Raw genomic sequence first — 25,401 nt, forward strand, 5'->3', positions numbered from 1 at the left:
AAGGGCTGATCGCATGCGCTGCTGCGATGGCCTTCGGCCATGATGAAGGTCATCGACGCGGCGCGCGCGTTCCGCTATCGCGGCGCAGCAAACCACAACCTCAGGGAGAGGCCGAGACTTCGTCGGAGCCGAATTCAATATGAACATCGATCTGATTCCCGTTGGTGATGATCCCCCCCACAGCCTCAACGTCATCATCGAGGTGCCGGTGGGCGGTGAGCCGGTGAAGTATGAGTTCGACAAGAAGTCGGGCGCGTTGTTCGTCGATCGCATCCTGCACACGCCGATGCGCTATCCGGCGAATTATGGCTTCGTGCCGCACACGCTGTCGCCCGACGGCGACCCGCTCGACGCGCTCGTCGTCGCCCGCTCGCCCTTCGTTCCGGGCTGCGTCGTCCGCGCGCGTCCGATCGCGGTGCTGAAGCTGGAAGACGAGGCCGGCGGCGATGAGAAGCTGCTGACGGTGCCGGTGGATTCGACCTTCCCTTATTATTCGAAGGTCGACGAGAAGGACCATCTGCCCGAGATCGTGATGCAGCAGATCGAGCACTTCTTCACCCACTACAAGGATCTGGAAGCCAAGAAGTGGGTGCGGATCGGCAACTGGGGCGATGCCTCGGAAGCCCGCCAGATCCTGCTTGAGGCGATCGATCGCTATCAGGCGGACAAGGCAGCCAAGGGCGCCTGACCGTTACGGCTCAGCCCTTCGGGGCTGGGCTTTTCCTGCGGCGGGGCGGGGGCGCGCGGTGCCCCGCCTCGACCGCCAGAGACGCCCATTCGCGCATCGTATCGGCATCGTCATGCACCCCATCGGGCGCGGCCCGATAGTTGAACGTGTTGACCTTGCCTTTCGCCTCATAGGTGAAGCGCGCGCAGCCGGCCTCGTCCCATTGTGCATCGCTCTGAGCATCCGCCTTGAAATAGAGCCCGTCGCCGACAACGAGCGCGAAGATCGTGCCATCCAGATAAAGCGTAGCGCCGCCCATCATCCGCCGCTGCGACACCGTGCCGAGTGGCTCCAGCGCCTCGACCACCCACTCCACCAGCCCGCGGTCAAACGCCATCAGTGCACAAGCTTCAGGCCGGCGATGCAGCCGACCAGCCCGCCGATGAGCGCCAGCCGCGCGAGGTTCACCGGCTCGCCGAACCAGATCATGCCGACGATCACCGTGCCGAGCGCACCGATGCCGCCCCACACCGCATAGGCCGTGCCCATCGGGATCGAGCGCGACGCGATTTCGAGCAGCCCCATCGACAGGATCACTGAAACGAGGAAGCCCAAGGTCCAGGGCAGGTTGCGGAAGCCGTCGACATAGCGAAGGCAGGTGGTGAACCCCACCTCGAAACAACCGCCCAATATCAGCAACAGCCACGCCATTGGCGAACCCCTTTTTCGTGCAGAGGGTCCATAGCCGAGGCTGCGCGCCTGCTCTAGCATGCGTCATGCGCTTCATGCCTGGCATCGGCAATCGCGTGGCGCCGCCACGTTTCCTGGCATTCCTGTTGCTGTTCACGCTCGGGGCGCTGGGCTTGCGCGCCTGGGCCGATTGGCGCGAGAGCGTGATGATCGGCTTCGACATCGCCGCCGCCGTCTTCCTGCTGTCGTGCATCCCGCTGATGGACCGGGAGGCGGAGGCCATGCGCGAATCGGCGCGGCGCAACGACGCCAACCGCACGATGATGCTGGTGGTGACCGGCGCGGTCTCGATCGCGATCCTGACCGCGGTCGCGAGCGAACTGATGCAGCGCGGCAGCACCACGCCGCTGACCGCCGCGATCATCGTCGCGACCTTGGCGCTGAGCTGGCTGTTCAGCAACCTCGTCTATGCGCTGCATTATGCGCATCTCTTCTACTTGCCCCGCGGCGGGGCGAGCGACAGCGGGGGGCTGAGCTTCCCGGGCACGCAAGAGCCCGATTATTGGGACTTCGTCTATTTCGCCTACTGCCTCGGCATGACCTTCCAGACCTCGGACGTCACGATCGGCAACGGTTTGATGCGCCGCGTGGTGACGCTGCATTGTCTGGCGGCGTTCGTGTTCAACCTGGGCGTGATCGCGTTTACGATCAACGTGCTGGGCGGCGGCTAGGCCTTGGATGCCTTTCGCAATGCCAGCCGCACCAGGGCATCCAGCGTTGCGCCGGGGCCAAGTTCCTCGTCCGCTGCGGCGACCGCGCTGCTCGCCTCGCCCGGCCGAAAGCCGAGGTTGATGAGCGCGGAGACGGCGTCCGCCCCCGCGCCGCCGGCCTTCGCCGCCGGTGCGGATGCGCCGCCGGGGCCGAGCGCGATGCCGCCAGCCTTGTCCTTCAATTCGTTGACGATGCGCATCGCCAGCTTGGGGCCGACGCCGTTGGCGCGTGCGATCATCGCCTTGTCGGCATTGGCGACGGCGCGTAGCAGTTCGGCGGGGTCGAGCACCGAGAGAATGGCGAGCGCGACGCGGCCACCGACGCCCTGAACGCTGGTCAGCAGCCGGAACCAGTCGCGCTCGTCGGCCGATCCGAAGCCGAACAATGTGATCGCATCCTCGCGCACCTGCATTTCGGTGAACAGCATCACATGACCCCCGATTGCGCCGATCGCGGTCAAGGTGCGCGACGAGGCCTGGACGAGATAGCCGACGCCGCCGACGTCGATCACCGCATGGTCGGCGGTGGTCTCGGCAAGCGTTCCGGTCAGTCTTGCGATCATCAGCCCCCCAATATCCGGTTCGATGCGAGATGATGGGCGTGGGTGATCGCCACGGCAAGCGCGTCCGCGGCGTCGGCGCCGGTGATCGAGGCACCCGGCAGCAGCCGCTTCACCATGGCGTGCACCTGCGCCTTGTCCGCACCGCCGACGCCCACCGTCGCCTTCTTGACCACGCTCGCGGCATATTCACCGACGGCGATCCCGGTCCGCGCCGCCGCCAGCAGCACCACGCCGCGCGCCTGGCCCAGCTTGAGCGTGGAGCGCGGGTTGGCGTTGACGAACACCTCCTCGACCGCCGCGGCGTCCGGGCGGTGGAGAAGGAGAAGGTCGGTGAGCGCCGCATCGAGCACCACCAGCCGCTCCGGCAGAGCGGCCTTGGTGTCGGTGGAAATCTGGCCGTTGCCGATATGGCTCAGCCGGTTGCCGACCGCGGCGATGATCCCCCAGCCGGTGGTGCCGAGGCCGGGGTCCAGGCCGAGGATGATCAGCCCAATTTCTCCATCACCTCGTCGGAGATTTCGTAATTGCCCCAAACGGTCTGCACGTCGTCATCGTCGTCGAGCGCGTCGAGCAGCTTGAAGAGCTGTTCGGCATCGCCTTCCTCGACCGCGACCATCGTCTGCGGGCGCCAAGCGAGCTTGGTGCCCTCGGCCTCGCCCAATACCGGCTCCAGCGTCTTGGCGACTTCGTGGAGCGCATCCTGCGCGGTCCAGATCTCATGGCCTTCCTCGGACGACTGCACGTCTTCCGCACCGGCTTCCAGCGCCGCTTCGAACACCTTGTCGGCATCGCCCGCGCTGGCCGGATAGTTGATCAGCCCCAGCCGATCGAAGCCGTGGCTGACCGCGCCGGGTGCGCCCAGATTGCCGCCATTCTTCGACATGGCGAGGCGCACATTGGTGGCGGTGCGGTTGCGGTTGTCGGTCAGCGTCTCGATGATCAGCGCGACGCCGCCGGGGCCGAAGCCCTCATAGCGGATCTCTTCGAAGATCGCGCCATCGCTGCCCTCGGCCTTCTTGATCGAACGCTCGATATTGTCCTTGGGCATGCCGCCGGCACGCGCGGCGAGCACCGCGGCGCGCAGGCGCGCGTTCATCGCCGGATCGGGCATGCCCATCTTCGCGGCGACGGTGATTTCGCGGCTGAGCTTGGAGAACAAGGAAGCGCGCTTCTTGTCCTGCGCGCCCTTGCGCCGCATGATGTTCTTGAATTTGCTATGGCCGGCCATGGCCGCTCCTCCAAAATCGCTGGCGGGATCCGCTCAGGCGAGCTTCACCGCGGTGCCGGAGGCGGTGACCATCAGCATCGACCCGTCCTTGCCCAGCACTTCATAATCGATGTCGATGCCGACCACGGCATCCGCACCCTTGTCATGCGCCTCGCCCTCGAGTTCGCGGAACGCCTGCTCGCGCGCCTGGCGCAGCTTGCTTTCATAGGCGCCCGAGCGGCCACCGACGATATCGGTGATTGACGCGAACAGATCGCGGAAGATGTTCGCGCCGACGATGACCTCACCGGTGACGATGCCGCGATATTCGGCGATCACCCGTCCCGAGATGGTCGGCGTGGTGGTGAGGATCATCGGCATTCCCTTCCGGATCGGGCGAAACGGCTCAGTCGAGGCCGAGCGCCGCCTTGTAGGTTTCGAGCAGCGCTTCGGCTTCGTCGCGGGCGTTCTTTTCCATGCGGCGCAGGCGGACGATCGACCGCATCGTCTTCACGTCGAAGCCGTTCGACTTGGATTCGGCATAGACGTCGCGGATATCGTCGGCGATGCCCTTTTTTTCTTCCTCCAGCCGCTCGATGCGCTCGATGAAAAGACGTAGCTGTTCTGCGGCGACGACGTCGCTCATTCTGGTACTCCCGGATGAATCAAGGGGAGGCGTCTAGGGCAGCCGGCGCCGCGGCTCAAGGCTGCCGGGCGTTCCGAGCGACGCTTTCGTCCATCCGGCGGAGCTGTTCGGCGGTTGCGGGCTGCTGGTGCGCGGCTTTCCAATCGGCATAGGGCATGCCGTAAACCGCCTCGCGGCCCTCGTCGCGAGTCAGCTTTCCGTCCGATGCCTCGGCCAGCCAGTCACCCAGGCAGTTGCGGCAGAAGCCGGCCAGCCCCATAAGATCGACGTTCTGTGCATCGGTACGGTGCTGCAGGTGGGCGACAAGGCGGCGTAATACCTTTGCCGCGGTTGCGTCATCGATCGCTTCTATGGCCATAGTTCGTCATCCTTCCACGGTTGATCTCGACGGATTAGCCGCTATCCAGCCGAGGCCCAAAGCATGAGTGAAAACGGGCAGAGGAGCTCCGTGATGTCGCGTTATCTGGCCCCGCGTTCGCGCAAGGTTCGCGTTCTTGCAACGCTTGGTCCCGCCAGCCGCTCGCCGGACATGATCAAGACATTGTTCCGCGCCGGCGCCGACGCCTTCCGTGTCAATATGAGCCACGGCTCGCATGAGGATCATGCCAAGGTCATCGCCGCGATCCGCGAGATGGAGACCGAGTTCAACCGCCCGACGACGATCCTCGTCGACCTGCAGGGCCCCAAGCTTCGTGTTGGCCGGTTCGCCGAAAGCATGGTGACGCTGAAGCCGGGTGCCACCTTCGTGCTCGATCGTGATACCGCTCCCGGTGATGCGACCCGCGTCAATCTGCCGCACCGCGAACTGTTTATGGCGATGGAGGAAGGCGCCCGCCTGCTGCTGGATGACGGCAAGCTGGTGCTGCGCGTGACCTCCGCCGAGCCGGACCGGATCGTCACCACGGTCGAGGTCGGCGGCGCGCTCAGCAACAACAAGGGGCTGAACGTGCCGGACGTCGTGGTGCCGATGGCCGCGTTGACCGACAAGGACCGCAAGGATCTCGATTTCGCGCTTGAACAGGATGTCGACTGGATCGCGCTGAGCTTCGTGCAGCGCGCCGAGGATGTCGCCGAGGCGCGCCGGCTGATCGCTGGCCGTGCGGCGCTGCTTGCCAAGATCGAAAAGCCGGCCGCGGTCGAGCGGCTCGAGGACATTCTCGGCATCGCCGATGCGGTGATGGTGGCGCGTGGCGATCTCGGCGTTGAACTGCCGCCGCAGACCGTGCCGCCGCTGCAGAAGCGCATCGTCGAAACCGCGCGCCGGCTGGGGAAGCCGGTGGTGGTTGCGACGCAGATGCTCGAATCGATGATCAAATCGCCCAGTCCGACGCGCGCGGAGGTGAGCGACGTGGCGACCGCGGTTTACGACGGCGCCGACGCGATCATGCTCTCGGCGGAAAGCGCCGCAGGTGATTGGCCCGAACAGTCGGTGTCGATGATGAACGCCATCGCCGACGCGGTGGAGCGCGATCCGGGCTATCACGCCCGCGTCCACTTTACCGAGACGCGACCCGATTCGACCACCGCCGATGCGCTTTCCGAAGCCGCGGCGGGGATCGCGCAGACCGTGTCGGCCGCGGCTATCGTGTGCTTCACGATCTCAGGATCGACCGCACGGCGCGTGGCGCGGGAACGCCCTACGGTGCCGCTGATGGTGCTGACGCCGAGCCGCGAGACGGCGCGGCGCCTGGGCCTGCTGTGGGGCGTCCACGCAGTGCGCACCCGCGATGTCGGCTCGTTCGAAGAGATGGTCGCCAAGGCAAAGCGGATGGCGCTGCGCCACGGCATCGCCAAGGCGGGCGACGCGATCATCGTGATGGCGGGCGTGCCGTTCGGGGTCGCCGGCTCCACCAACGTGCTGCACGTCGTGAAGCTCGTCGGAGACGAACTGACCGGCTTCAACGACTGAGTTCGATCACCCCGCCGGTCGCGTGCCGGCGGGGTGATTTTTGGGCATATAGTTGACATCGTCAAGTAAAGTGCCGCATCCCTCAGCGCATGATGACCGAGACCGACGACACGATCCGCGCAGTGCGCGCATTCAATCGCTTCCACACCCGTTTCGCCGGCGCGCTCGCGCCGCGCTACATGGGCAGCGACATGAGCCTAATCGAGGCGCGGCTCTTCTACGAGATCATCCATCGCGAAGGCTTGCTGGCCGCCGAACTGCAGGCCCGGCTCGATCTTGACGCCGGCTATGCCAGCCGCCTGCTGCGCCGGTTCGAGGCGGAGGGCTGGATCGAACGGCGGCGAGGGGCGGAGGATGCCCGGCAGCGGCCGATCCATGTGACGGCGGCCGGGCGCGCGGCCTATGAGGCGCTTGATGCGGTGACGCGGGCGGACGTGGCGGCCCGGTTGGCGCCGATCGGCGTCGCGGGCCGCAAGGCGCTGGTGGAGGCGCTGGGCACCGCGCGGATGCTGCTTGCCGACAGTGACCTGCCACCGTGGACGATGCGCAGCTTCGAAACCGGCGATATGGGCCGCATCGCGACGCGCCAGGCCGAACTTTACGCTGCGTTGCATGGCTGGGGGCGGCCGATGGAGGCGCTGCTGCTCGACATCACCGGCCGCTTCCTGCGCGATTTCCAGCCGGGGCGTGAGCAATGCTGGGTCGCCGAGCGCGGCGGCCGGATGGTCGGTTCGGTGTTCGTCTGCGATTCGGGGGAGCGGGGTGCGCAGTTGCGGCTGCTCTATGTCGAGCCCGAGGCGCGCGGCCTCGGCATTGGCGAGGCGCTGGTCAACACCGCGATCGGGTTCGCGCGCGAGGCCGGCTATGACCAGATCTGGCTATGGACGCACAGCGTGCTCGAAAGCGCACGGCGTATCTATGCCGGTTGCGGCTTCGTGCGGACCGCGATGACGGTCCACCACGCGTTTGGCGCGCCCCAGGAGGGCGAGGACTGGGAGTTGCGCTTTCGGGATTGAGGGCGCATCGGAAGCCGCTCGCCTTCAGGGCAGGGAACGGGGGTGGGGAGCGGCGACGGGGGCTCGATGCTCCCGTTGACGCTGTTGCTTCCGCTTGCGCGAAAGCTCGCTGCGCTCGCCTCACCCCAACCCGGCATCGGGTTGGACTGCCCCCGGCAGTCCAAGTCCAGTCCGGGGGACTGGACGACCCGATGCCTCTAAAGAGGAGGGGCTCAGTCCATCTCAGAACCGATAGCCGGCGCTGATCGTGTAGTTACGCGGCGCGCCGTAGCGATACTGCTCGAAGAAGCCCATCTGGCTGTAATATTTCTTGTCGAACAGATTCTCGAGATTGGCCTGCAGCTGCAAATTCTCGGTCACCGCATAGCGCGCCATCAGGCTGACCAACGTAAAGCCATCCTGCTGGAAGCGGAACGGCACCGGGTCGGACGGCGTCGAGAGGATCGGGTGGAGCCCGCCGACATAGGCCTTGCTGCGATAATTGACGCCGCCGCCCACCGTCAGCCCTTCGAGCGGGCCTGGCATGTCATAGGTGGTGAACAGCTTCAGCAGCTTGCGCGGCTGATCGGTGTTCGCCGCGACATCGTCGCCATCCTCGGCCTTGAACTGGCTGTAGCTGGCATTGACGTTCCAGCCCGGTTGCGGCTGGCCGGTGACTTCCAGTTCGAAGCCCTGGCTGGTGACGCCCTGGGCGGCGATGTAGGTCTGCTGCGGCAGTCCGCCTTCGGGGGGAATGATCATCTCGCCGAGCTGGCCGACATTGTCCTGCTCGATGCGAAACAGCGCGACCGAGGTCTGCAGCTTGTCGTCGAAGAAGCTGCTCTTCAGGCCGATTTCATATGCCTTGCCGTTGAGCGGATCGAGCAGGTCGAGATTGCGGTCGCGCAGGTTCTGCGGCTGGAAGATCTTGGTGAAGCTCGCATAAATGCGGTGGTTGGGCGTCACGTCGAACAGCGCGCCGACATAGGGGATGAACACGTCGTCATCGCCATAATCGCTGGGGCCGCTCCAGGCGAAGCCCTTCTGCTTCCAGCTCGCGAGCCGGCCGCCGACGATCAGCTTGAGCGGATCGGCGACGTCGAAGCGCACCGCGCCATAATAGCCGGTCTGTTCGATGCGCTCTTCCTCGTTGCGGATCGGGGTGGTGCCCCAGGTCGGCTCGGGAAAATCGGCGCCGCCCGGGCCGATCACGGGAACGTTCGGCGCCCAGGGCAGGGGTGCCTCATAATTGTCGGTGTGGCGCTTGAGCACGCTGTGCAGCGCGCCCAGCACGACCTCATGGTCGCGGCCGAACAGGCTGACGGCGCCCTTGATCTGCCCGTCGAAGCTGTTCTGTATGCTGATGCCGTCAGCCTTGTAAGGGTTGCTGTACTGGATCGCGCCCGTTGCCTTGTCGACCGCGCCATAGAGATAGAGCAGCTGGCTCTTTCCGGTGTTGCGCAGGCGGTTGTAGTTGAGCGTGACGCTCCACTTCTCGCCGATCTCCTGGCGGAGCGTGGTGAAAATGTTCTGGTTGGTGGTGTTCCAATAGGTCCAGTCGGCAGCGGTGGTCTGCGACCGCGCGAGATCGGTGGTGGTGCCGTCGGTATAAAAGGTCGGTAGCGCGCCCCATGACGCGCCCTTGGGCTTGCTGTCCTGATGGCTGATGCCGGCGCGGACCATGGTGGTGTCGGTCACGTCCGCATCGATCACGCCGTAGAGCACGAACTTCTTGTTGTCGTAGAGGTCGATATAGCTTTCGCCCTCTTCATAGCGGCCGACCGCGCGGACGCGCACGCGGCCATCCGAGGTGAGCGCGCCGCCGACATCGCCCGAAACGCGCCAGGTGTTCCAGCTTCCGAAGCTGGCGTTGACATAGCCGGTCAGCTCGGTGGCATCGGCATGCTTGCGCACGAGGTTGACCGAGGCGGACGGATCGCCCGCACCCGAGAGCAGGCCAGTCGCGCCACGCACGATCTCGACGCGCTCGTAGATCGAGACGTCGATATTGGTCTCGCCGTTGGAACCGGCCAGGGTCCACGCCGCCGGCACGCCGTCAATCTGCGTATTGCGGATTTCGAAGCCGCGCGCGTAAAAATTGTTGCGGACGTCGTCGACCTCGTTGACCGACACGCCAACGCTGTTCACCAGAACGTCGGCGACGCTGATCAGGTTCTGATCGAGGATGCGTTGCGCGGTCATGATGCTGACCGATTGCGGGGTTTCCCGAATGGTGAGGCCTAGACCGGTCGCCGTGTCGATCTTGTCCGGGATCGTATAGGTGCCGGTGACGACGATGTCCTCGGAAGCGGGTGCCGCCGCCTCGTCCGCGGTCTGTGCCGCGGTGGGACAGGCCATTGCGCACAGCGCTGCGCCCACGAACCAATTGAATTTCGACCCCATGTAACGACCCTGCCTGCGGTTTTTCGTGAAGTGGGGGCGCCACTAGGGCAAGCGCGAGGCATTCGCAATATTAATGCGATTCGCTCTCAACAAGTTTGCTGCGATGCAACCGCGTCGATGGGCCTGACTCCGTGGCCGTGTCCCGCTATAGGCCCGCGCTTCATGACCGAACGCTTTTCCTTCTCGATCACCGCCACGGACGGCGCGGCGCGCACGGGCAGCATCCGGATGCTGCGCGGCGAGATCCGCACGCCCGCCTTCATGCCAGTGGGCACCGCCGCCACCGTCAAGGCGATGAAGCCCGATGCGGTTCGCGCGATCGGCGCGGACATCATCCTCGGCAACACCTATCATCTGATGCTGCGTCCCGGCGCGGAGCGGATGGATCGCCTCGGCGGGCTGCACGATTTCATGCAGTGGGACCGGCCGATCCTGACGGACAGCGGCGGCTATCAGGTGATGAGCCTGTCCGCGCTCACCAAGAAAAGCGAGGAGGGCGTCGCCTTCCGCAGCCATCTCGATGGTTCGCGCCACATGCTCACGCCCGAGCGCTCAATGGAGATCCAGCGATTGCTGGGGTCGGACATCGTCATGGCGTTCGATGAATGCACCAGCTTTCCGGCGACCTGGGAGCAGGCCAAGGCCTCGATGGAGCGCTCGATGCGCTGGGCGCAGCGCTCGCGCGACGGGTTCGACAGCGGCGAGGCGCATGCCGCGCGCTCGGCCTTGTTCGGCATCCAGCAGGGATCGATGTTCCGCGATCTGCGGCAGGTTTCGTCCGACGCGCTGATGGAGGTCGGGTTCGATGGCTATGCCGTCGGCGGCCTTGCGGTGGGCGAGGGTCAGGAGACCATGTTCGGCGTGCTCGACTATGCGCCGGCGATGCTGCCTGCGGATCGGCCGCGCTACCTGATGGGCGTCGGCAAGCCGGACGACATCGTCGGCGCAGTGGAACGCGGCATCGACATGTTCGATTGCGTGCTGCCCACGCGCAGCGGCCGCAACGGCCAGGCCTTCACCTGGGATGGGCCGGTCAACATCCGCAACGCCAGATATGCCGAGGATCTGACGCCTATCGATCCGGATTCGCCGATCGCGGGATGGTCGCGCGCCTATCTGCACCACCTCGTGAAGTCGGGCGAGATGCTCGGCGCGATGCTGATGACCGAACATAATCTGTGGTTCTACCAGCAGGTAATGGCCGGGCTGCGCGGGGCGATCGCCGAAGGGCGGCTGACGGCATGGGCAGATGCGTTTCGCCTGCGCTATCGCGGGGGGAAATAGGTTTTACAAAGCGCGTGCCGGCCTGTGCTTTCCCGCACTGCGCGGCGGGCGCCGACTCGGTATTCTGCGCGGCATGACGAAAACCAGCACCTGTTTCTCGCTGACCTGCGGCCATGTCGTCCCGGGCAGCGTCGCGACCTGCCCGAAGTGCGGATCGAAGATGCGCACCTCGAAGACCATCCGCATCCTCGGCGGCCTGATGCTGGCCTGCGGGCTCTTCCTGATCGGGCTGATGGGCACGATCACGCTGAACATCGCGCCGCAAATGCTGCATCCGGGGCAGGAGATCGGCGGCAGCATCTGGAACGGCACCGCCGAACAGGGGCGCATGGCGCTAACCCTGTTCAGCATGGTGATCGCGTTCGGATTGGTCGCCACGCTCACCGGGCTGTGGCAGATCGCCACCGGACGACGCAGCCGCGTCGTACTGGTCGTGGTGATCCTGCTTGCCTTGGCGCTGTTCGCCTACGCTCGGTATCTGACAGGCGCGCTCGACGCCTGACGGGCTTGCCGCCACCCGCGTCCGATGCGACAGGTGCGTGCATGACGGCAACGCCTCCGCGCGGCAGCGTGATCCTGCTCCATGGTATCTGGGCGTTGCCGGTGATGATGGCGCCGATGGAATGGGCGCTGCGGCGGCGTGGCTATCGCACGTTCAACCCGATGTACCGTTCACGCGCGCACAGCGTCGATCGTATCGTCGCGGCGCTTCACCCGCGCTTCGAGCGGTTCGCCGCCGCCAATCCCGGACCGATCCATTTCGTTACCCATTCGATGGGGTCGCTCGTGCTGCGCGCCTATGTCACCCGCCATCGTCCGGCGTGGATCGGCCGGGCGGTGATGCTGGGGCCGCCGCATGCCGGCAGCCCGTGGGTCGATCTTGCGCGCGGGCTGCGCGTCTCCGGCCTTTGCCTCGGCCCTTCTGCCGACCTGCTCGATCGCCGCCGCAACGCGCTGCTGGAAAGCGCGTTGGGGGCGATCGACTTTCCGGTTGGTATCATCGCTGGCACGCGATCGATCCTGCCTTTCGTCACCAGCCGGCTGATGGGCGAGCCCAATGATGGCAAGGTCGCGGTGAGCGCAACGCACTTGCCCGGCCAGAGCGATCATATCGTCCTGCCCGTCGGCCACAGCGCGATGCCGCATGACCGCGAGACGATTCGTCAGACGCTCGCATTTCTGGAACGGGAACGGTTTGACCGCGCCGATGCGGACGATGAACAGCACGCGATCGCGAGGCGGGCCTAGGCCACATCGATCGGCAAAAGCATGTCGGCCGCGGCGATGGATGATCGCCGCCGCCGCGGCTTCAGCTGCAGAGCTTGACGTCGAGGAAGCTCGGGATCGGGCCGTTCCAGCCGCCATCGTCCGGGCCGTCGTCACGCGACGTACCGCGGCCACGGCGCTGGTCGCGCGGTGCTGGGCGTGCGCCTTCCGGCTGCGGTGCGCGGGGCTGCGGCGTCTCGGGCTGCCGAGCCTCGACCGGCGCAGGGGCGGCCTCGCGGGGCTCCTTGCTCTTGCGCGCGCGGGTTCGGGGCTTTTCCGACCGCGCCTTTTCAGGCTTGGCAGGAGCATCGGCCGCGCCCGTTTCCACTTCGGCCTCGACCGCTTCGGCGGCGAGGCGCGGAATCTTCTGCCCGGTCAGCTTCTCGATATTGGCGACCGACTCGGCGTCGTCGGGCGTCGCCAGCGTATAGGCGGTGCCGGTCGCACCCGCGCGGCCGGTGCGGCCGATGCGGTGGACATAGTCGTCGGGATGCCAGGGCACGTCATAATTGACGACGTGGCTTACGCCCTTGATGTCGAGCCCGCGCGCCGCGACGTCGGAGGCGACGAGGATGTTGATCTCGCCAGTCTTGAAGCGCTCAAGCTCGCGCAGCCGCTCGGGCTGTTCCATGTCGCCATGGATCTCCCCAGCGCGGAAACCGTCGCGCTTAAGGTTGCGCGCCAGCTCGCGAACCGTCGTCTTGCGGTTGGAGAAGATGATTGCGGTGTTGACGCCTTCGCCACGCAGCAGCGTATCGAGCGCACGCCGCTTGCCGCGCGACGACACCTCGACCAGCTTCTGGTCGATATTGGTGTTGGTGCTGGCGGGCCGCGCGACCTCGATCTGCTTCGGGTTCGAGAGGAACTTGTCGGCCAGCTTCTTGATCGGCGGCGGCATCGTCGCGCTGAACAGCAATGTCTGGCGGGTCTTGGGCAGCTTGGTACAGATCTGCTCGATATCGGGGATGAACCCCATGTCGAGCATACGATCCGCCTCGTCGATCACCAGCATCGAGCAGCCGGTGAGCAGGATCTTGCCGCGCTCGAATAGGTCCATCAGCCGGCCGGGCGTGGCGATCAGCACGTCAACACCCTTTTCCAGCGCCTTCACCTGATCGCCCATCTGCACGCCACCGATAAGCAGCGCCATCGAGAGCTTGTGATACTTGCCGTATTTCTCGAAATTCTCGGCGACCTGCGCGGCGAGTTCGCGCGTCGGCTCAAGGATCAGCGAGCGCGGCATGCGCGCGCGCGCGCGGCCATGCGCTAAAATGTCGATCATCGGCAGCACGAAGCTGGCCGTCTTGCCGGTGCCGGTCTGCGCGATCCCGATCAGGTCGCGCATCATCAGCACGGGCGGGATCGCCGCCGCCTGAATGGGCGTCGGTGAGCTGTAGCCCGAATCATCGAGCGAGCGGAGCAATTCGTCAGAAAGGCCGAGGTCGGCGAACGTCATTGGCGATCCGGTTAAGAGTGCGAACTCATGCCGCGTCGCACGATTGCTCGCGCTTGGTCGCTGTGGACGACAATGTCAAGCGAATCGGGTGTTTATCGCTTTACGCTCAGCTTGCGGAAGCGCTCGATCTCGCATGATCCGCCCGATCGGGCGTGGATCGCATCGCGATCCGCGCAGATCATGCGGTCCTCGTCGAGATGGACGTAGATGCCCGAACGGAAATCCGGCCCGCCGCAGTCGCCGTCGAAGCGCGCGCGCAACCTGTTGCCATCCATCAGCACCATGTCGAGGCTGCGTTCCGCCGAAATCGCGAAACCGCGGATCGCGCGGGACGGCACGCAGCGCGGCCCCTTGCTTTCCTTCCACTGTACCGGCGGGGCAGGGCGCGCGGTGCGCGGCAAGGGCGCGATCGCCGGCACCCGGATCACCACGCGCGAACGAAACTGGATAACGGGCGCACCGCGGCCGGGCGGCGGCGGCGGATCGCCGCCCTGCATGAAGAACAGCAGGAACGTCGTGAAAATCACAGGCGGTTATCCATGTCGGGCGCAGGCGATGCCCTTAAGCGGTTGAACGGCGGATTAATCCCGTACTAGTTGCCCGGCCATGGCAAATCCGCAACCCGCCCGTCTCATCGACCAGCTGCGTGAACGGCTGGGGCCCAAGGGCGTCATCACCGATGCCGATGCGCTTGCACCCTGGCTCAGCGACTGGCGCGGGCGTTACCACGGCGCCAGCCCGGCGATCGTCGCACCAGCGGATACCGAGGAAACCGCGGCCGCAATGGCGATGGCCGCCGCTGCCAGCGTGCCGCTGGTGCCGCAGGGTGGCAACACCTCAATGGTCGGCGGCGCAACCCCGCCCGCGGACGGATCTGCGCTGATCCTCTCGACCCGCCGGATGAACCGGCTGCGTGGACTGGACGCTGCCGCGGGCACGGCGATTGCCGAGGCCGGGGTAATCCTGTCAGACCTGCACGATGCCGCCGCAGCGGCGGGCTGGCGCTTCCCGCTGTCGCTGGCAGCCAAGGGTTCGGCGACGATCGGCGGGCTCGTCTCCACCAATGCCGGCGGCACGCAGGTGTTGCGCTTCGGGACAATGCGCGCGCTGGTCGCAGGGCTGGAGGCAGTGTTGCCGGATGGCTCGATCTATCATGGCCTGTCAGCGCTCAAGAAGGACAATCGCGGCTATGATCTGCGCCATCTGCTGATCGGCGCCGAAGGTACGCTGGGCATCGTCACCGCGGCTACGCTCACGTTGGTGCCCGCCGCTGCCGACCGCGCGGTGGCATGGGCGGGCGTGGCCGATCCGCAGACCGGGCTCGATCTGCTGCGGCGGCTGGAGGCGGAAACGGGCGACGCGATCGAGAGCTTCGAGATCCTGCCCGCCGAATCGCTGGCGGCGGTGCTGCGCCACATCCCAGGCACGCGCGCGCCGCTCGCCGGGAACCATGGCTGGCACGTGCTGATCGAGGTCGTCGGCAAGACGGCGGGCAGCGCGCGGCCGTTGATCGAGCCGCTGCTGGTCCGCGCGATCGAGGCGGGGCTGATCGAGGATGCGGTGATCGCCGCCAGCGAGGCGCAGGCCGAGGCCTTCTGGAAGCTGCGCGAATCGATCTCGGAGGCGGAACGCGCCTCCGGCCCGGCCGTGCAGCACGACATTTCAGTACCGGTGGCGGCGATGCCGCGCTTCATGGTCGAGGCCGCCGCGGCGGCGGAGCGCGCCTTTCCCGGCACCCATGCCAGCGCGTTCGGCCATCTGGGCGACGGCAATGTCCATTTCCACGTTCGGGCGGGTGATGGGGCAGGGACGGACTGGGTTGCCAGCAATGGGCCTGCGATCAGCGATTTCGTCTATGATCTCGTCGATGCCGCAGGCGGATCACTTTCCGCCGAGCATGGCATCGGCCAGATGAAGCGCAAATCCTTCGGCCGATTGACCGAACCGAGTCGCATCGCCGCGCTGCGCGCCATCAAGTCGGCGCTCGATCCGCACGGGCTCCTGAATCCGGGCAAGCTGCTGCCCTGACGGGCTTGCGTCCATTCGCTGCGGGAAATACAGCCTGCCCACGCGCGCGGGGGGCCCGGGCGCAGCTTATTCCACTGGAGTCTTTTCATGGCGACCGCGCCGGCGAACAATCTTCCGCTTTTCTACAACGGCCTGCAGCCGCTTTCGAGCAGCGAGCATGCAACCTGGAAGGCGCGCAACATCGATACCGCACCCTGGCTGGTCTCGCAGCACGCCATTCCGGTCACGATCGACGAGTTCGCTGCCGCGCAGCGCTTCTTTCCGATCGTCTTTACGCAGGGCAAGGATGCCGTGCCGATCGCGCTGATGGGCATGAACGAAGGCATCAACACGTTCGTCGACGACACCGGCAAGCTGATCGACAATGTGTATGTCCCAGCATGGGTGCGCCGCTATCCGTTCATGCTCGCCCGGCTGCGTCCGGATAGCGATGAGCTGTCGCTGTGCTTCGATCCGACCGCCGAGGCGATCGGCCCGTTCGAGGATGGCCAGCCGCTGTTCGAGGATGGCAAGCCCAGCGCCGCGACCAACGCGATCCTGGAGTTCTGCCGTCAGTTCGAGGAAGCGGGCCAGCGCACCTCCGCGTTCATGAAGGAACTGATCGAGCTCAACATCCTGATCGACGGCGAAGTCTCGATCCAACCCGAAGGCAGCGAGCAGCCCTTCGTGTATCGCGGTTTCCAGATGGTCTCGGAGGAAAAGCTGCGCGACCTGCGCGGTGACCAGCTCCGCAAGATGGCGCGCTCGGGCATGTTGCCGCTGCTCTACGCGCATCTCTTCTCGCTGCAGGTGATGCGCGAAATCTTCGGCCGCCAGGTCCAGCAGGGCAAGGGGCCGCGTGTCGGCCAGCCCGCGCCGGCCGTGATCGAGGCCTGATCCGATGATCCGGGCAGGCCGCTCAACCTACTCCAGCGTGGCGATCACGCTGCATTGGTTGATCGGCCTGCTCATCATCGCCAACATCGCGCTCGTCCTCGCCGGTGGGCCGATGCCTTGGCACAAGTCGATCGGCATCACCGTGCTGGTGCTCAGCCTGCTGCGCTGGGCGTGGCGGCTGGGCCACCGGCCGCCGCCGTTGCCCGCAAGCGTCAGGCCCTGGGAAAAGGGACTTGCGCACGCGCTGCACTGGGCCTTCTATCTGCTGATCGTGCTCATTCCGCTTTCGGGATGGGCGATGAGTTCGGGCTCGCCGAAGCCCCGTCCGCTCGAATGGTTCGGGCTGTTCGATATTCCCTATCTGCCGATCACGCGCGGTGGTGCGCTTTATGAGGCGTCGCACGAATTCCATGAGATCATGGGGTTGGCGATGATCGGGCTGATCGCGCTGCACATTGCCGGTGCGCTCAAGCATCAGTTCTTCGACGGCGATGCGACGATGCAGCGGATTCTGCCGATCGTTACGCCGCGCAGGGGTTAATTCGTTCCCAAATCGGATGAATTGACGGCCATGGCCTTGAAAGGCTGTGACCGGGGGCCTATCTGTTTCTTTGACACCGGATGTGTTTCCCCCTTTCGCATCCGTGTCCACGCCTTCGGGCGTGTTTCCTCCCTGAACCTTGGCCGCCTCGTGCTTGCACGGGGCGGTTTTTTCTTGGGCCTTTATTCGGCGTGTATGTGCCGTGTCTTGCCCGTGGCCCGACTCGCGGTTGGTTACGATTCACTCCGCGGCTGCGGAATCCCGCCAGCCGGTGACTTCCTCCGCCAGCCCCGCCGCCAGTGCTGCGACGAAGCCGGCAATGTGCGGCAGTGCCTCGCCCGGCTCCCGTAATCCCGAGGCGAGATAGAGGCTGCGGTCGATCTCGAGCTGGATCGCATGGATGCCGCCGCGCGGGTTGCCGTGGCGATCGAGCATATGCGCCCCAGCATAGGGCGCGTTGATCGCCGCCGGCAGCCCGGCCACACGCGCCTCTGCCACCGCGCGCGCCGTAATGCGTGCCGCCGCCGACCGACCGAAGCGGTCGCCGATCACAATCCGCGCCGGTGCGTGGCTGCCGATGGGGCGGATCGGCGGCATCGAATGAAGGTCGATCAGCACCGCCACGCCGAAGCGCATGCGTGCCTGTGCCAGCAATTGCGCCAGCGCCTCATGATAGGGACGGTGGACGGTGCGGATGCGCGTGGCGAGCGCGTCGACGGACAGCGTCTGGCGCCAGATGTCGCCATAGGGATGCAGCCGTCGCGGAACGAGGCCGAGCCCGCCGCGCACCTTGGCGGACGGGATGAGGGCGGTGCCGCGCAGCGGCGGATCCGTCATCTCGGGATCGATTTCCTGCTCGGCGCGGTTGAGGTCGATCAGCAGCCGCGGCACGCGCGCCACCAACCCGGCGACGCCGCCCGATTCGGCCGCCTGCCGCGCCAGCAGGTCGGCGTGCCGGTCTTCCAGCGATTCGGCTGCCTGCACCGGAATGCGCAGCATCGCCGCGAGATCGGCGGGATAGTCGCGGCCGGCATGCGGCACCGAAAGCACGACCGGGGAGGTCAGCAATGCGGGGCCGATGCGGCGGAATGGCTGGGGATCGGCCATCACGTCATGCTAGGCCGGGCGCGGCGACGGGGCAACGCGGGTGTGGAAAATCGTGGAGACGTCCCCATAATCATTCCTGCGTCCGTCGGGCGTTGCCGCAAGCGGCGCATCACCCGGTGTATGTTTGGGCCCGCTGCGCGTTGGGGGTTGGATGATTCGGATTCTGCTCGCCGAAGATGATCCGGCGATGCGACACTATCTTACCCGCGCGCTCGAAACGTCCGGCTATCAGGTCAATGCGGTGGGCTCCGGCACCGAGGCGCTGCCGCTGCTCGACGCGCAGGAGCATGATTTGCTGCTGACGGATATCGTCATGCCAGAGATCGACGGCATCGAACTCGCCCGCCGCGCGACCGAGCGGATGCCGGCGCTGCAGGTGATGTTCATCACCGGCTTCGCCGCGGTCACGCTGGAAGCGGGGCAAGCGATGCCGCAGGCGCGGCTGCTCTCCAAGCCCTTCCACCTGCGCGATCTGGTGATGCAGATCGACCGACTTTTCGGGATCAGCACGACGCGCGATCCGCAATGACGATTCATGCTTGCACAGTCCGATAGGCGAGGCTAATAGCGCGCCTCCCCCGTGGGCGTGTAGCTCAGTGGTAGAGCACTGTGTTGACATCGCAGGGGTCGCAAGTTCAATCCTTGCCACGCCCACCATCGAAAACCCCGCCGGCCAAAACCGGCGGGGTTTTTGCGTTTCGGGGTAGCAGGGCGCGAGCGGATCGCGCGCATCGCTGGGCCATCGAAACTCGATCCAGATCGGGTCTATAAACATATGTTGGTGCGGCAGGCCGCGGGCGATCGGAATGATGGCCGGGTGCCGACGGAAATCTTCGTCGGCCCCCCACATAGCCTTGGCGGCGGAGTTTCGGCTCCGCTGCTTTTTGTGCTCAAGCGCCGCCGACATGCGGATACGCTCCATTCGTCGCCGCAGCCGATCGCCGGTTGATTCCGCTCCGCCGCGCAGCAATAGCAACGCCCTCAGCCGCTTGACCGGAGGATCGCGCATGGAGTTCGACACGCCCGAAGCGCTGGGATTCGATCCCGGCCGGCTGCAGCGGATCGATGCGTTGCTGGCGGATCGCTACGTCGGTGCCGGCCGCCTGCCGCACGCGCAGATCCTGATCGGTCGTGAAAACAAGATCGCGCATTTCGCCAGCGTCGGGCCGGCGCGCAGCGGCAGCGATGCGGTGGTCGACGAACATGCGCTGTTCCGTATCGCCTCGATGACCAAGCCGATCACCTCGGTGGCGTTCATGATGCTGGTCGAAGAGGGCAAGGTCGCGCTCGACGACCCGGTGGAACGCGTCATTCCCGAATTCGCCAGGCTGGGCGTCTATGCCGGGGGCGGTGGCGGCGCCCCCTTCGCGAGCCGCCCGGTCAATGCGCCGATGCGCATGGTCGATCTGCTCCGCCACACCTCGGGCCTCACCTACGGCTTCCAGTATCGCACCAATGTCGATGCCTATATTCGCAAGGCGAAGGTGGAGAACTGGCGCACTGTGCATGACGATGACAGCTTCATCGCCGCGCTTGCCGATGCGCCGCTGGAATTCTCGCCGGGCGCCGCCTGGAACTACTCGTTGGCCACCGACGTGCTGGGCGTGATCGTCGCGCGCCTGTCGGGCGAGCCGTTCGATGCCTTCCTCGAAAGCCGCATCTTCGCTCCGCTGGGCATGATCGATACCGGCTTTGTCGTGCCTGCGGACAAGCGCGACCGGCTGGTCGATGCCTGGGCATGGACGCCGGGGCAGGGGATGACGGTCTTCGATCGCGGCGGCGACAGCCTGTGGTCACAGCCGACCCGCTTCTGCTCGGGGGGCGGCGGGCTGGTCTCGTCGAGCGCGGACTATCATCGCTTCTGCCAGATGATGCTCAACCGCGGCACGCTCGACGGCGTCCGCATCCTTGGCCGCAAGACGGTGGAGTTGATGACACTCAACCACCTGCCCGGTCGAGGCGACCTCGCCTCACTGTCAACCTCGCTGTTCAGCGAGACGCAGAATGCCGGCGTCGGTTTCGGCCTGGGCTTCGCGGTGACGCAGGATCCGGTGCGGCTGATGATGCCGGGATCGCCGGGCGAATATTATTGGGGCGGGATGTTCTCGACCGCCTTCTTCGTCGATCCGGTCGAGCGGCTGACGATGGTGTTCATGACGCAGCTCAGCCCGTCGAGCCTGTGGCCGATCCGGCGCGAGCTGAAGACGCTGATCTATTCGGCACTGGTGTGATGGCGTTACGCCCCTCCTCTTCAGGGCACCGGGTCGTCCAGTCCCCCGGACTGGACTTGGACTGCCGGGGCAGCCCATCCCAATGCCGGGTTGGGGTGGAGGCGAGCGAAGCGAGCTTCCTGCGAAGCTGGAAAGAGCGTCAACCGGGGGCATCGACCCCGCGCCGCCGCTGCCCACCCCCCATGCCCTCCCCTGAAGGGGAGGGGAGAGCAAAGGTTCAGCTCTCGGCCGGCTCCGACTGGAGCTGGATGTAGTTCTGGATGCCCATCTGCTTGATCATGTCGAGCTGGCGCTCAAGCGCATCGACATGCTCTTCCTCGCTGTCGAGGATATCGGTCAGCAGATCGCGGCTCACGAAGTCGCGCACGGATTCGCAATGCGCGATGCCGTCCTTCAGCAGCGGCAGCGCTTCATATTCCAGCGCGAGGTCGGCCTTGATCACCTCTTCGACGGTCTCGCCGATCTTAAGGCGGCCGAGCATCTGGAAATTGGGCAGGCCGTCGAGGAACAGGATGCGTTCCGCCAGCTTGTCGGCATGCTTCATCTCGTCGATCGACTCATGGCGCTCGAAAGCGGCCAGCTTGCGCACACCCCAATGGTCGAGCAGGCGATAGTGCAGCCAATACTGGTTGATCGCGGTCAGCTCGTTCTTGAGAGCCCCGTTGAGATAATCGATGACCTTGGGGTCGCCCTTCATGGGTGCTTCTCCGTCAATAAAAATGCCGACGGAGTATAGCTGCGCAGGCGCAGCAAATCATTCAAAAAATGGCAGTTTTCTGCGGGTTTGCGGCGCTGCGAGCGCTAAGCAATAGCCCGCTCTTCGGCGATGATCTCACGTGCGAATGGCACGCATTGCCCGCATTTCGGACGCAGCCCCATCGAGGCATAAGCCGCCTTCGGGCATGATGCGCCCTGCCGTGCAGCCGTTCGCACGTCCCGTTCACGAATAGCGTTGCAAATGCAAACGACCATCAGGCGATTCCTCCGCTCCGATGATCAGATAGCGTGTGTGAGACTAAGTCGCAATAGCCTGCTTGCGGATCAGCGGCTGTATCCGTCCACGTGCCAGGCTGCGCCACAGCCATTCGAACGGCCCGAAAACGAATCGGTCGAGCCATGGGCGCGACCACAACAGCATCATGCCCCAGATTGCGGCGACGACAAAATAGAGCGTGATGCGGCCCAATGATCCGTAGAGCCCGAAACCGTAGAACAGCGTCGCGCAGATCAGGCTGGTGCCGAGATAGTTGGAAAGTGCCATCCGCCCCGCCGCCGCGATCCGATCAACCAGCGCGCCGCCGTGGCGGGTGAGGCGGATGATCAGCGCCGCCCAGGCGACAGTCATTATCGGATGCAGCGCCACCGCTGCCACCGCCGCGGCCATGATCACCATGCGCGTGTTGAAATCGCTGGCGACGATCAGCATGGCGAGCGCCAGCGACGGCGGCAGGCTGATCGCGAAGCCGATCGCCGCCCAGCGGGCGTAGCGGCGCGGCGGCCATGCGCCGGTCAGCAGCCCGCTGCGCAGCCCTGCCATGCCCAAGAGCATGTAGCCGAGCGTCTCGGGGCCGAACACGCCGAGCAGGGCCAGCGGCGGGGTGACCTCGTTCAACCGGCGATAGGTCAGCAGGTCGGCAAAGGAGCCGCGATGCGCCGCCAGATCGCGCGCAATGAAGGTGGGATCGGGAACGCCGTAAATCTCTTCATAGGCCTGCCAGCTCCGTTGGGCGGCCTCCGATCCGTCGGGGCCGAACGCCGCGGCATGAAGCTCCAGCGCGCCGGTGCCGAGCATGGCCGCCATCGCGATCCCCAGCAGCAGGCTGAGCAGGCCGATCACCACCAGCCCGCGCGTCGGCTGGTGGCGGAACAAGAAGGCGATCAGCCCGACCAGCGCATAATGCACCAATATGTCGCCGGGCCAGACGAGGTAGAGATGCGCAAGGCCCAGCAGCAACAGCCAGGCCATGCGCATCAGGTGGATCCGCGTGCCATTCTCGCCGCGCGCGTCCGCACGCTCGATCACCAGCAGCATCGACGCGCCGAACAACATCGCGAACAGCCCGCGCATCTTGCCGTCGATCGCCACGAACATCACGCCCCACGCCGCAAGGTCCAGCCCCTGCGCGCCGCCATAGGCGGCCGGGTTGAAATAGGCGGCCTGCGGCATCGCGAAGGCGACGATGTTCATCAGCAGGATGCCCATCACCGCTACGCCGCGGACGATATCCAGCGTGGCGATGCGGCCGGGGAGGGCAGCGGCCGAATGAGCGGGGGCAGGCGCGGCGGCGCCTGCACCGGGCTGGCCTTGGCTGTCGGTCATTGCGCCGCGCGCAATTCCTTGCGGATCACCAGCTTGAGGCCGGACCAGACCGCATCGACGGCGCAGACCTTCACGTCGACGAAGCCCATCGGCAGCGCCACCGCGCGCACGACATCCTCGGTGATGTCCGTCGCTACCTTCGCCGCCTGCTTGGGCCAGGAAACCCAAATCATCGCGCCCGGTTCGATCAGCAGCCGCAGCGCGATCAATTCGCGCTGCATCTCGGCGCGTTCGGTGACGAAGATATGGGCCGCCTGCAGCCCCGCGGTCGCAACGTCATACTCCTCCACGCCGATGCCGGCCGGGTCGATCTCGGCGCGCACGCTGTCGGGCATGCCGCAGAACCACAGCCGCATGCCGCGCTTGTAGCCCAGCTTCGTAGCGAGCGGGGTGCCAGAATAACCCGCGGTCATGCGCCCTCCTGTGATCGTGGCGGAGCATGCCGTGCGGGCGGGCATCAGACAAGCTTGCCGATGCCGCAGGCGCGGATTAGCCTTGCATCATGGCGCGCACGATCACCCGCTATGCGGAATTCTGGCCGTATTATCTGCGCGAACATGCGCTGCCGCAGACGCGTGCGCTGCATTATGCCGGGACCACGCTGACGCTGTTGTTCCTCGGTTTTGCAATCATCCAGGGCGGATGGTGGTGGTTGGCGGTGCCGCTGGCAGGCTATGGCTTCGCCTGGATCGGCCATTTCGCGGTCGAGCATAACCGCCCGGCCACCTTCACCTATCCGATTTGGTCGTTGGTCAGCGATTTCCGGATGTTCTTCCTGTGGGCATCGGGCCGGCTCGCGCCACACCTCGCCCGCGCGGGCGTGCGCTGATCCCGGCTCAACCCTCGCCCGATCGATCGCAGACCGAACGGAAGGCTATTACTCGGACGGGTTCGTGCGATGCGTCGTCACCGTCGTCTCATAATCCGCGACGATGCCGGGGCCGTTCACGCCGGTGTCGTCGGCGGTCTCAGGCGGATAGGTGTCGCGCAGTGCCTGCGTCATCGCCTGGTCGATCGCCTCACCCAGCCGGTTCAGCTCGCCCAGCGCGGCGTCGACATCATTCTCCGCGCCGGAGCGGGCGTTCTCCGGATAGAGTTCCCACAGCCGGTCGACCAACTCGCCGCCGAACGCTTCGCCCAGCGGACCGGTCTTGCTCAGCACCTGATCGGTCAGCAGGTCGGTGACCGTGCGGATCGTCTCTACCTTCTCCTCGGCGCTGGCGTGGCTGCTATTCTCATAATCGGCCGCGGCGCCCTGCAGCGATCCGATCAAGGTGCCGAACTGCATTGCCGCCTCGGTGCGCTGGGCCTCGTTGGGAGCGCCGGCGCCATCCTGCGCGCCAACGACGTTGCCGAGGCGGGTCAACTCGTCGGCGATCGCGGCCTGCGTCGCCGGATTGTCGAAATCCTCGTTCAGCATCACGTTGCGCACGAACCGCTCGGTCAGCGAATGATAGACGGTCGGCGGCTCGGCATCCTCGCGGCTGTTGTCCCAGCCGCCGGCATAGGTGGTTTCCTCGTTCAGCCGCTGGATGTTGTCGGAATAATAATCGCCCAGGCTGTTGAGCCCGGCGGAGCGGTCCAGCGCGGTGCTCTCCCCGGCCATGTCGACGAGCTTGCCGAAGAGCTGGTCATATTTCGCCTGGTCGGCGCTGTTGCTGGTGCCGGCCAACGCTGAGGCCACCGCATCGAACCCGCCGCGCCCTGGCGGGGCGACGCCATAGGCGTTCTGCGGCAGATTATCGATCGTCTCCAGCACCTCAGGATGGTCGGCGATATAGGAACTGACTTCGTTCGCGGCACCGACGAAGCCCTGCTTTGCGGCCATGCCGGCGAGATCGGCGGCTGCGATCAGCGAGAACTGGCCTTGCGCGCCCTGATCCGAATTCAGGTCGATCCCGGCGCGGACCGCCTCGTCATGCAGGTCATAGGCAAGGTTCTGCAGCACCGCGCCATCGGTGACCGTGCTGAGCAACTCGCGTACCCCGTCGGACGCGGGGTTTTTCGCCGGATCGAGCAATTCGCCAAGCTGGTCGCGGGTGACGCGGCCCGAATCGACGAGGCGGCCCATCGATGCCGTCGCCTGCTCGCGCAACTGCGGCGTGGCGGGGCCGGTATAGGCGACGCCGATCTGCTCCACCGCGTCGATCAGCTCCTGCCGCGCGCGATCGTCGAGCGTGCCCATGTCGGTGCGATAATTGCCGTCGCTGCCGCTGGCGAGGTCGATCACGCGGGCGAGATATTCATCCTTCTGCGCCTGGGTAAGGCTGGGGTCAGCCATCGTCTGTTCGATGACATAGGCGGGATCGCCATGATAATGCTGGGCGAACAGCGCGGTCTCCTCGACCTTCGCCTCGACGACGGGATCGGGCGCGGTCTGCGCAGGCGCCTGCTGCTGCTGGACCTGGCTGACGCTGCCGCCATCGATCTGATGCACCATCT

Annotated in this window: 30 protein-coding genes and 1 tRNA gene; 14 read left to right on the forward strand and 17 right to left on the reverse strand. The window is 65.8% G+C overall.

Translation table 11 applies throughout. From position 1 onward, the window contains the following. Window positions 1-139 precede the first annotated feature (139 nt). Window positions 140-688, forward strand: coding sequence for an inorganic diphosphatase (gene ppa, locus FHS96_RS22210; protein ID WP_429597046.1), 549 nt, complete (start codon window positions 140-142; stop codon window positions 686-688). A gap of 10 nt (window positions 689-698) precedes the next feature. Here ppa and FHS96_RS22215 read toward each other — a convergent pair whose 3' ends face one another. Next, the gene (locus FHS96_RS22215) at window positions 699-1,064 is read right to left on the reverse strand and encodes a TfoX/Sxy family protein (RefSeq protein ID WP_429597051.1); all 366 of its coding nucleotides are present in this window, start codon (window positions 1,062-1,064) and stop codon (window positions 699-701) included. Next, complete coding sequence (locus tag FHS96_RS22220; RefSeq protein ID WP_429597054.1) at window positions 1,064-1,378, reverse strand: DMT family transporter; 315 nt, start codon at window positions 1,376-1,378, stop codon at window positions 1,064-1,066. Before FHS96_RS22220 ends, FHS96_RS22215 begins: the two co-directional genes overlap by 1 nt. Before the next feature lie 65 nt (window positions 1,379-1,443). Here FHS96_RS22220 and FHS96_RS22225 point away from each other — a divergent pair, with 65 nt between their 5' ends. Continuing rightward, window positions 1,444-2,088: a DUF1345 domain-containing protein gene (locus FHS96_RS22225; protein WP_429597057.1), complete on the forward strand. Its 645-nt coding sequence runs from the start codon at window positions 1,444-1,446 to the stop codon at window positions 2,086-2,088. Here FHS96_RS22225 and ruvA read toward each other — a convergent pair. Genes ruvA through FHS96_RS22255 form a run of 6 tightly spaced genes read right to left on the reverse strand, consistent with a single transcriptional unit; the run spans window position 2,085 to window position 4,901 of the window. Then, window positions 2,085-2,690 (reverse strand): Holliday junction branch migration protein RuvA, encoded by a 606-nt coding sequence (gene ruvA, locus FHS96_RS22230; RefSeq protein WP_429597060.1) that lies wholly within the window; start codon window positions 2,688-2,690, stop codon window positions 2,085-2,087. The genes FHS96_RS22225 and ruvA overlap by 4 nt on opposite strands. Beyond that, window positions 2,690-3,178, reverse strand: a complete 489-nt coding sequence (gene ruvC / locus FHS96_RS22235) for a crossover junction endodeoxyribonuclease RuvC (protein WP_429597842.1) — start codon at window positions 3,176-3,178, stop codon at window positions 2,690-2,692. Before ruvC ends, ruvA begins: the two co-directional genes overlap by 1 nt. Continuing rightward, window positions 3,175-3,918, reverse strand: coding sequence for a YebC/PmpR family DNA-binding transcriptional regulator (locus FHS96_RS22240; RefSeq protein ID WP_429597063.1), 744 nt, complete (start codon window positions 3,916-3,918; stop codon window positions 3,175-3,177). Before FHS96_RS22240 ends, ruvC begins: the two co-directional genes overlap by 4 nt. Window positions 3,919-3,951: 33 nt before the next feature. Further along, window positions 3,952-4,272, reverse strand: coding sequence for a heavy metal-binding domain-containing protein (locus tag FHS96_RS22245; RefSeq protein ID WP_039998172.1), 321 nt, complete (start codon window positions 4,270-4,272; stop codon window positions 3,952-3,954). Between the two features lie 31 nt (window positions 4,273-4,303). Further along, window positions 4,304-4,543: a DUF2312 domain-containing protein gene (locus tag FHS96_RS22250; RefSeq protein WP_429597066.1), complete on the reverse strand. Its 240-nt coding sequence runs from the start codon at window positions 4,541-4,543 to the stop codon at window positions 4,304-4,306. Between the two features lie 55 nt (window positions 4,544-4,598). Next, entirely contained in the window at window positions 4,599-4,901 is a 303-nt protein-coding gene (locus FHS96_RS22255; RefSeq protein ID WP_429597069.1) for a DUF1244 domain-containing protein, read from the reverse strand. Between the two features lie 93 nt (window positions 4,902-4,994). Between FHS96_RS22255 and pyk the strand changes: the two genes are divergently transcribed. Together pyk and FHS96_RS22265 are read left to right on the forward strand one after the other, a co-directional pair. Next, the gene (pyk, locus tag FHS96_RS22260; protein ID WP_429597072.1) at window positions 4,995-6,452 is read left to right on the forward strand and encodes a pyruvate kinase; all 1,458 of its coding nucleotides are present in this window, start codon (window positions 4,995-4,997) and stop codon (window positions 6,450-6,452) included. 92 nt (window positions 6,453-6,544) lie between these two features. Then, window positions 6,545-7,468 carry a bifunctional helix-turn-helix transcriptional regulator/GNAT family N-acetyltransferase gene (locus FHS96_RS22265; protein WP_429597075.1) on the forward strand — a complete coding sequence of 308 codons (924 nt, stop codon included), beginning with the start codon at window positions 6,545-6,547 and terminating at the stop codon, window positions 7,466-7,468. A 222-nt stretch (window positions 7,469-7,690) separates the two neighbouring features. On the opposite strand, the gene FHS96_RS22270 is transcribed toward FHS96_RS22265, so the two are convergent. Beyond that, window positions 7,691-9,850, reverse strand: coding sequence for a TonB-dependent siderophore receptor (locus FHS96_RS22270; RefSeq protein ID WP_429597078.1), 2,160 nt, complete (start codon window positions 9,848-9,850; stop codon window positions 7,691-7,693). A gap of 162 nt (window positions 9,851-10,012) precedes the next feature. Here FHS96_RS22270 and tgt point away from each other — a divergent pair, with 162 nt between their 5' ends. From tgt to FHS96_RS22285, 3 genes are all read left to right on the forward strand, one after another. Further along, the gene (tgt, locus tag FHS96_RS22275) at window positions 10,013-11,134 is read left to right on the forward strand and encodes a tRNA guanosine(34) transglycosylase Tgt (protein ID WP_429597081.1); all 1,122 of its coding nucleotides are present in this window, start codon (window positions 10,013-10,015) and stop codon (window positions 11,132-11,134) included. 73 nt (window positions 11,135-11,207) lie between these two features. After that, complete coding sequence (locus tag FHS96_RS22280) at window positions 11,208-11,636, forward strand: hypothetical protein (protein WP_429597084.1); 429 nt, start codon at window positions 11,208-11,210, stop codon at window positions 11,634-11,636. A gap of 41 nt (window positions 11,637-11,677) precedes the next feature. After that, complete coding sequence (locus tag FHS96_RS22285; protein ID WP_429597086.1) at window positions 11,678-12,382, forward strand: esterase/lipase family protein; 705 nt, start codon at window positions 11,678-11,680, stop codon at window positions 12,380-12,382. A 61-nt stretch (window positions 12,383-12,443) separates the two neighbouring features. Here the strand turns inward: FHS96_RS22285 and FHS96_RS22290 are convergent, their stop codons facing one another. Next, window positions 12,444-13,856, reverse strand: coding sequence for a DEAD/DEAH box helicase (locus FHS96_RS22290; RefSeq protein WP_429597089.1), 1,413 nt, complete (start codon window positions 13,854-13,856; stop codon window positions 12,444-12,446). 92 nt (window positions 13,857-13,948) lie between these two features. Further along, complete coding sequence (locus FHS96_RS22295; RefSeq protein WP_429597092.1) at window positions 13,949-14,383, reverse strand: hypothetical protein; 435 nt, start codon at window positions 14,381-14,383, stop codon at window positions 13,949-13,951. 79 nt (window positions 14,384-14,462) lie between these two features. On the opposite strand from FHS96_RS22295, the gene FHS96_RS22300 reads away from it, so the two are divergent. The 3 genes from FHS96_RS22300 to FHS96_RS22310 all read left to right on the forward strand — a co-directional run bounded on the left by FHS96_RS22300 (window position 14,463) and on the right by FHS96_RS22310 (window position 17,301). Next, the gene (locus tag FHS96_RS22300; RefSeq protein ID WP_429597095.1) at window positions 14,463-15,884 is read left to right on the forward strand and encodes an FAD-binding oxidoreductase; all 1,422 of its coding nucleotides are present in this window, start codon (window positions 14,463-14,465) and stop codon (window positions 15,882-15,884) included. A gap of 87 nt (window positions 15,885-15,971) precedes the next feature. Continuing rightward, window positions 15,972-16,760, forward strand: a complete 789-nt coding sequence (locus tag FHS96_RS22305) for a SapC family protein (RefSeq protein WP_429597097.1) — start codon at window positions 15,972-15,974, stop codon at window positions 16,758-16,760. Between the two features lie 4 nt (window positions 16,761-16,764). Beyond that, window positions 16,765-17,301, forward strand: coding sequence for a cytochrome b (locus tag FHS96_RS22310; protein WP_429597100.1), 537 nt, complete (start codon window positions 16,765-16,767; stop codon window positions 17,299-17,301). Window positions 17,302-17,541: 240 nt separating this feature from the next. Here FHS96_RS22310 and FHS96_RS22315 read toward each other — a convergent pair whose 3' ends face one another. After that, window positions 17,542-18,408 carry an N-formylglutamate amidohydrolase gene (locus FHS96_RS22315; protein ID WP_429597103.1) on the reverse strand — a complete coding sequence of 289 codons (867 nt, stop codon included), beginning with the start codon at window positions 18,406-18,408 and terminating at the stop codon, window positions 17,542-17,544. A gap of 151 nt (window positions 18,409-18,559) precedes the next feature. Between FHS96_RS22315 and cpdR the strand changes: the two genes are divergently transcribed. From cpdR to FHS96_RS22330, 3 genes are all read left to right on the forward strand, one after another. After that, window positions 18,560-18,937: a cell cycle two-component system response regulator CpdR gene (cpdR, locus tag FHS96_RS22320; protein ID WP_429597105.1), complete on the forward strand. Its 378-nt coding sequence runs from the start codon at window positions 18,560-18,562 to the stop codon at window positions 18,935-18,937. Between the two features lie 53 nt (window positions 18,938-18,990). Continuing rightward, a tRNA-Val gene (locus tag FHS96_RS22325) sits at window positions 18,991-19,065 on the forward strand. A gap of 350 nt (window positions 19,066-19,415) precedes the next feature. Further along, complete coding sequence (locus FHS96_RS22330; RefSeq protein WP_429597108.1) at window positions 19,416-20,639, forward strand: serine hydrolase domain-containing protein; 1,224 nt, start codon at window positions 19,416-19,418, stop codon at window positions 20,637-20,639. A gap of 217 nt (window positions 20,640-20,856) precedes the next feature. Here the strand turns inward: FHS96_RS22330 and bfr are convergent, their stop codons facing one another. The 4 genes from bfr to FHS96_RS22350 all read right to left on the reverse strand — a co-directional run bounded on the left by bfr (window position 20,857) and on the right by FHS96_RS22350 (window position 23,372). Continuing rightward, complete coding sequence (bfr, locus tag FHS96_RS22335) at window positions 20,857-21,336, reverse strand: bacterioferritin (protein ID WP_429597111.1); 480 nt, start codon at window positions 21,334-21,336, stop codon at window positions 20,857-20,859. Window positions 21,337-21,440: 104 nt separating this feature from the next. Continuing rightward, window positions 21,441-21,611, reverse strand: a complete 171-nt coding sequence (locus FHS96_RS22340; RefSeq protein ID WP_429597114.1) for a (2Fe-2S)-binding protein — start codon at window positions 21,609-21,611, stop codon at window positions 21,441-21,443. Window positions 21,612-21,654: 43 nt separating this feature from the next. Continuing rightward, window positions 21,655-22,959 carry a DUF418 domain-containing protein gene (locus FHS96_RS22345; RefSeq protein WP_429597117.1) on the reverse strand — a complete coding sequence of 435 codons (1,305 nt, stop codon included), beginning with the start codon at window positions 22,957-22,959 and terminating at the stop codon, window positions 21,655-21,657. Next, window positions 22,956-23,372, reverse strand: coding sequence for a hypothetical protein (locus FHS96_RS22350; protein ID WP_429597119.1), 417 nt, complete (start codon window positions 23,370-23,372; stop codon window positions 22,956-22,958). Before FHS96_RS22350 ends, FHS96_RS22345 begins: the two co-directional genes overlap by 4 nt. Window positions 23,373-23,461: 89 nt before the next feature. Here FHS96_RS22350 and FHS96_RS22355 point away from each other — a divergent pair, with 89 nt between their 5' ends. Further along, the gene (locus FHS96_RS22355) at window positions 23,462-23,788 is read left to right on the forward strand and encodes an Mpo1-like protein (RefSeq protein ID WP_429597122.1); all 327 of its coding nucleotides are present in this window, start codon (window positions 23,462-23,464) and stop codon (window positions 23,786-23,788) included. Between the two features lie 48 nt (window positions 23,789-23,836). Here the strand turns inward: FHS96_RS22355 and FHS96_RS22360 are convergent, their stop codons facing one another. Then, window positions 23,837-25,399 (reverse strand): hypothetical protein, encoded by a 1,563-nt coding sequence (locus tag FHS96_RS22360; RefSeq protein WP_429597124.1) that lies wholly within the window; start codon window positions 25,397-25,399, stop codon window positions 23,837-23,839. Window positions 25,400-25,401 lie beyond the last annotated feature (2 nt).

The sequence above is a fragment of the Sphingomonas zeicaulis genome, from assembly GCF_050433225.1.
Lineage (GTDB): Bacteria > Pseudomonadota > Alphaproteobacteria > Sphingomonadales > Sphingomonadaceae > Sphingomonas_D > Sphingomonas_D zeicaulis.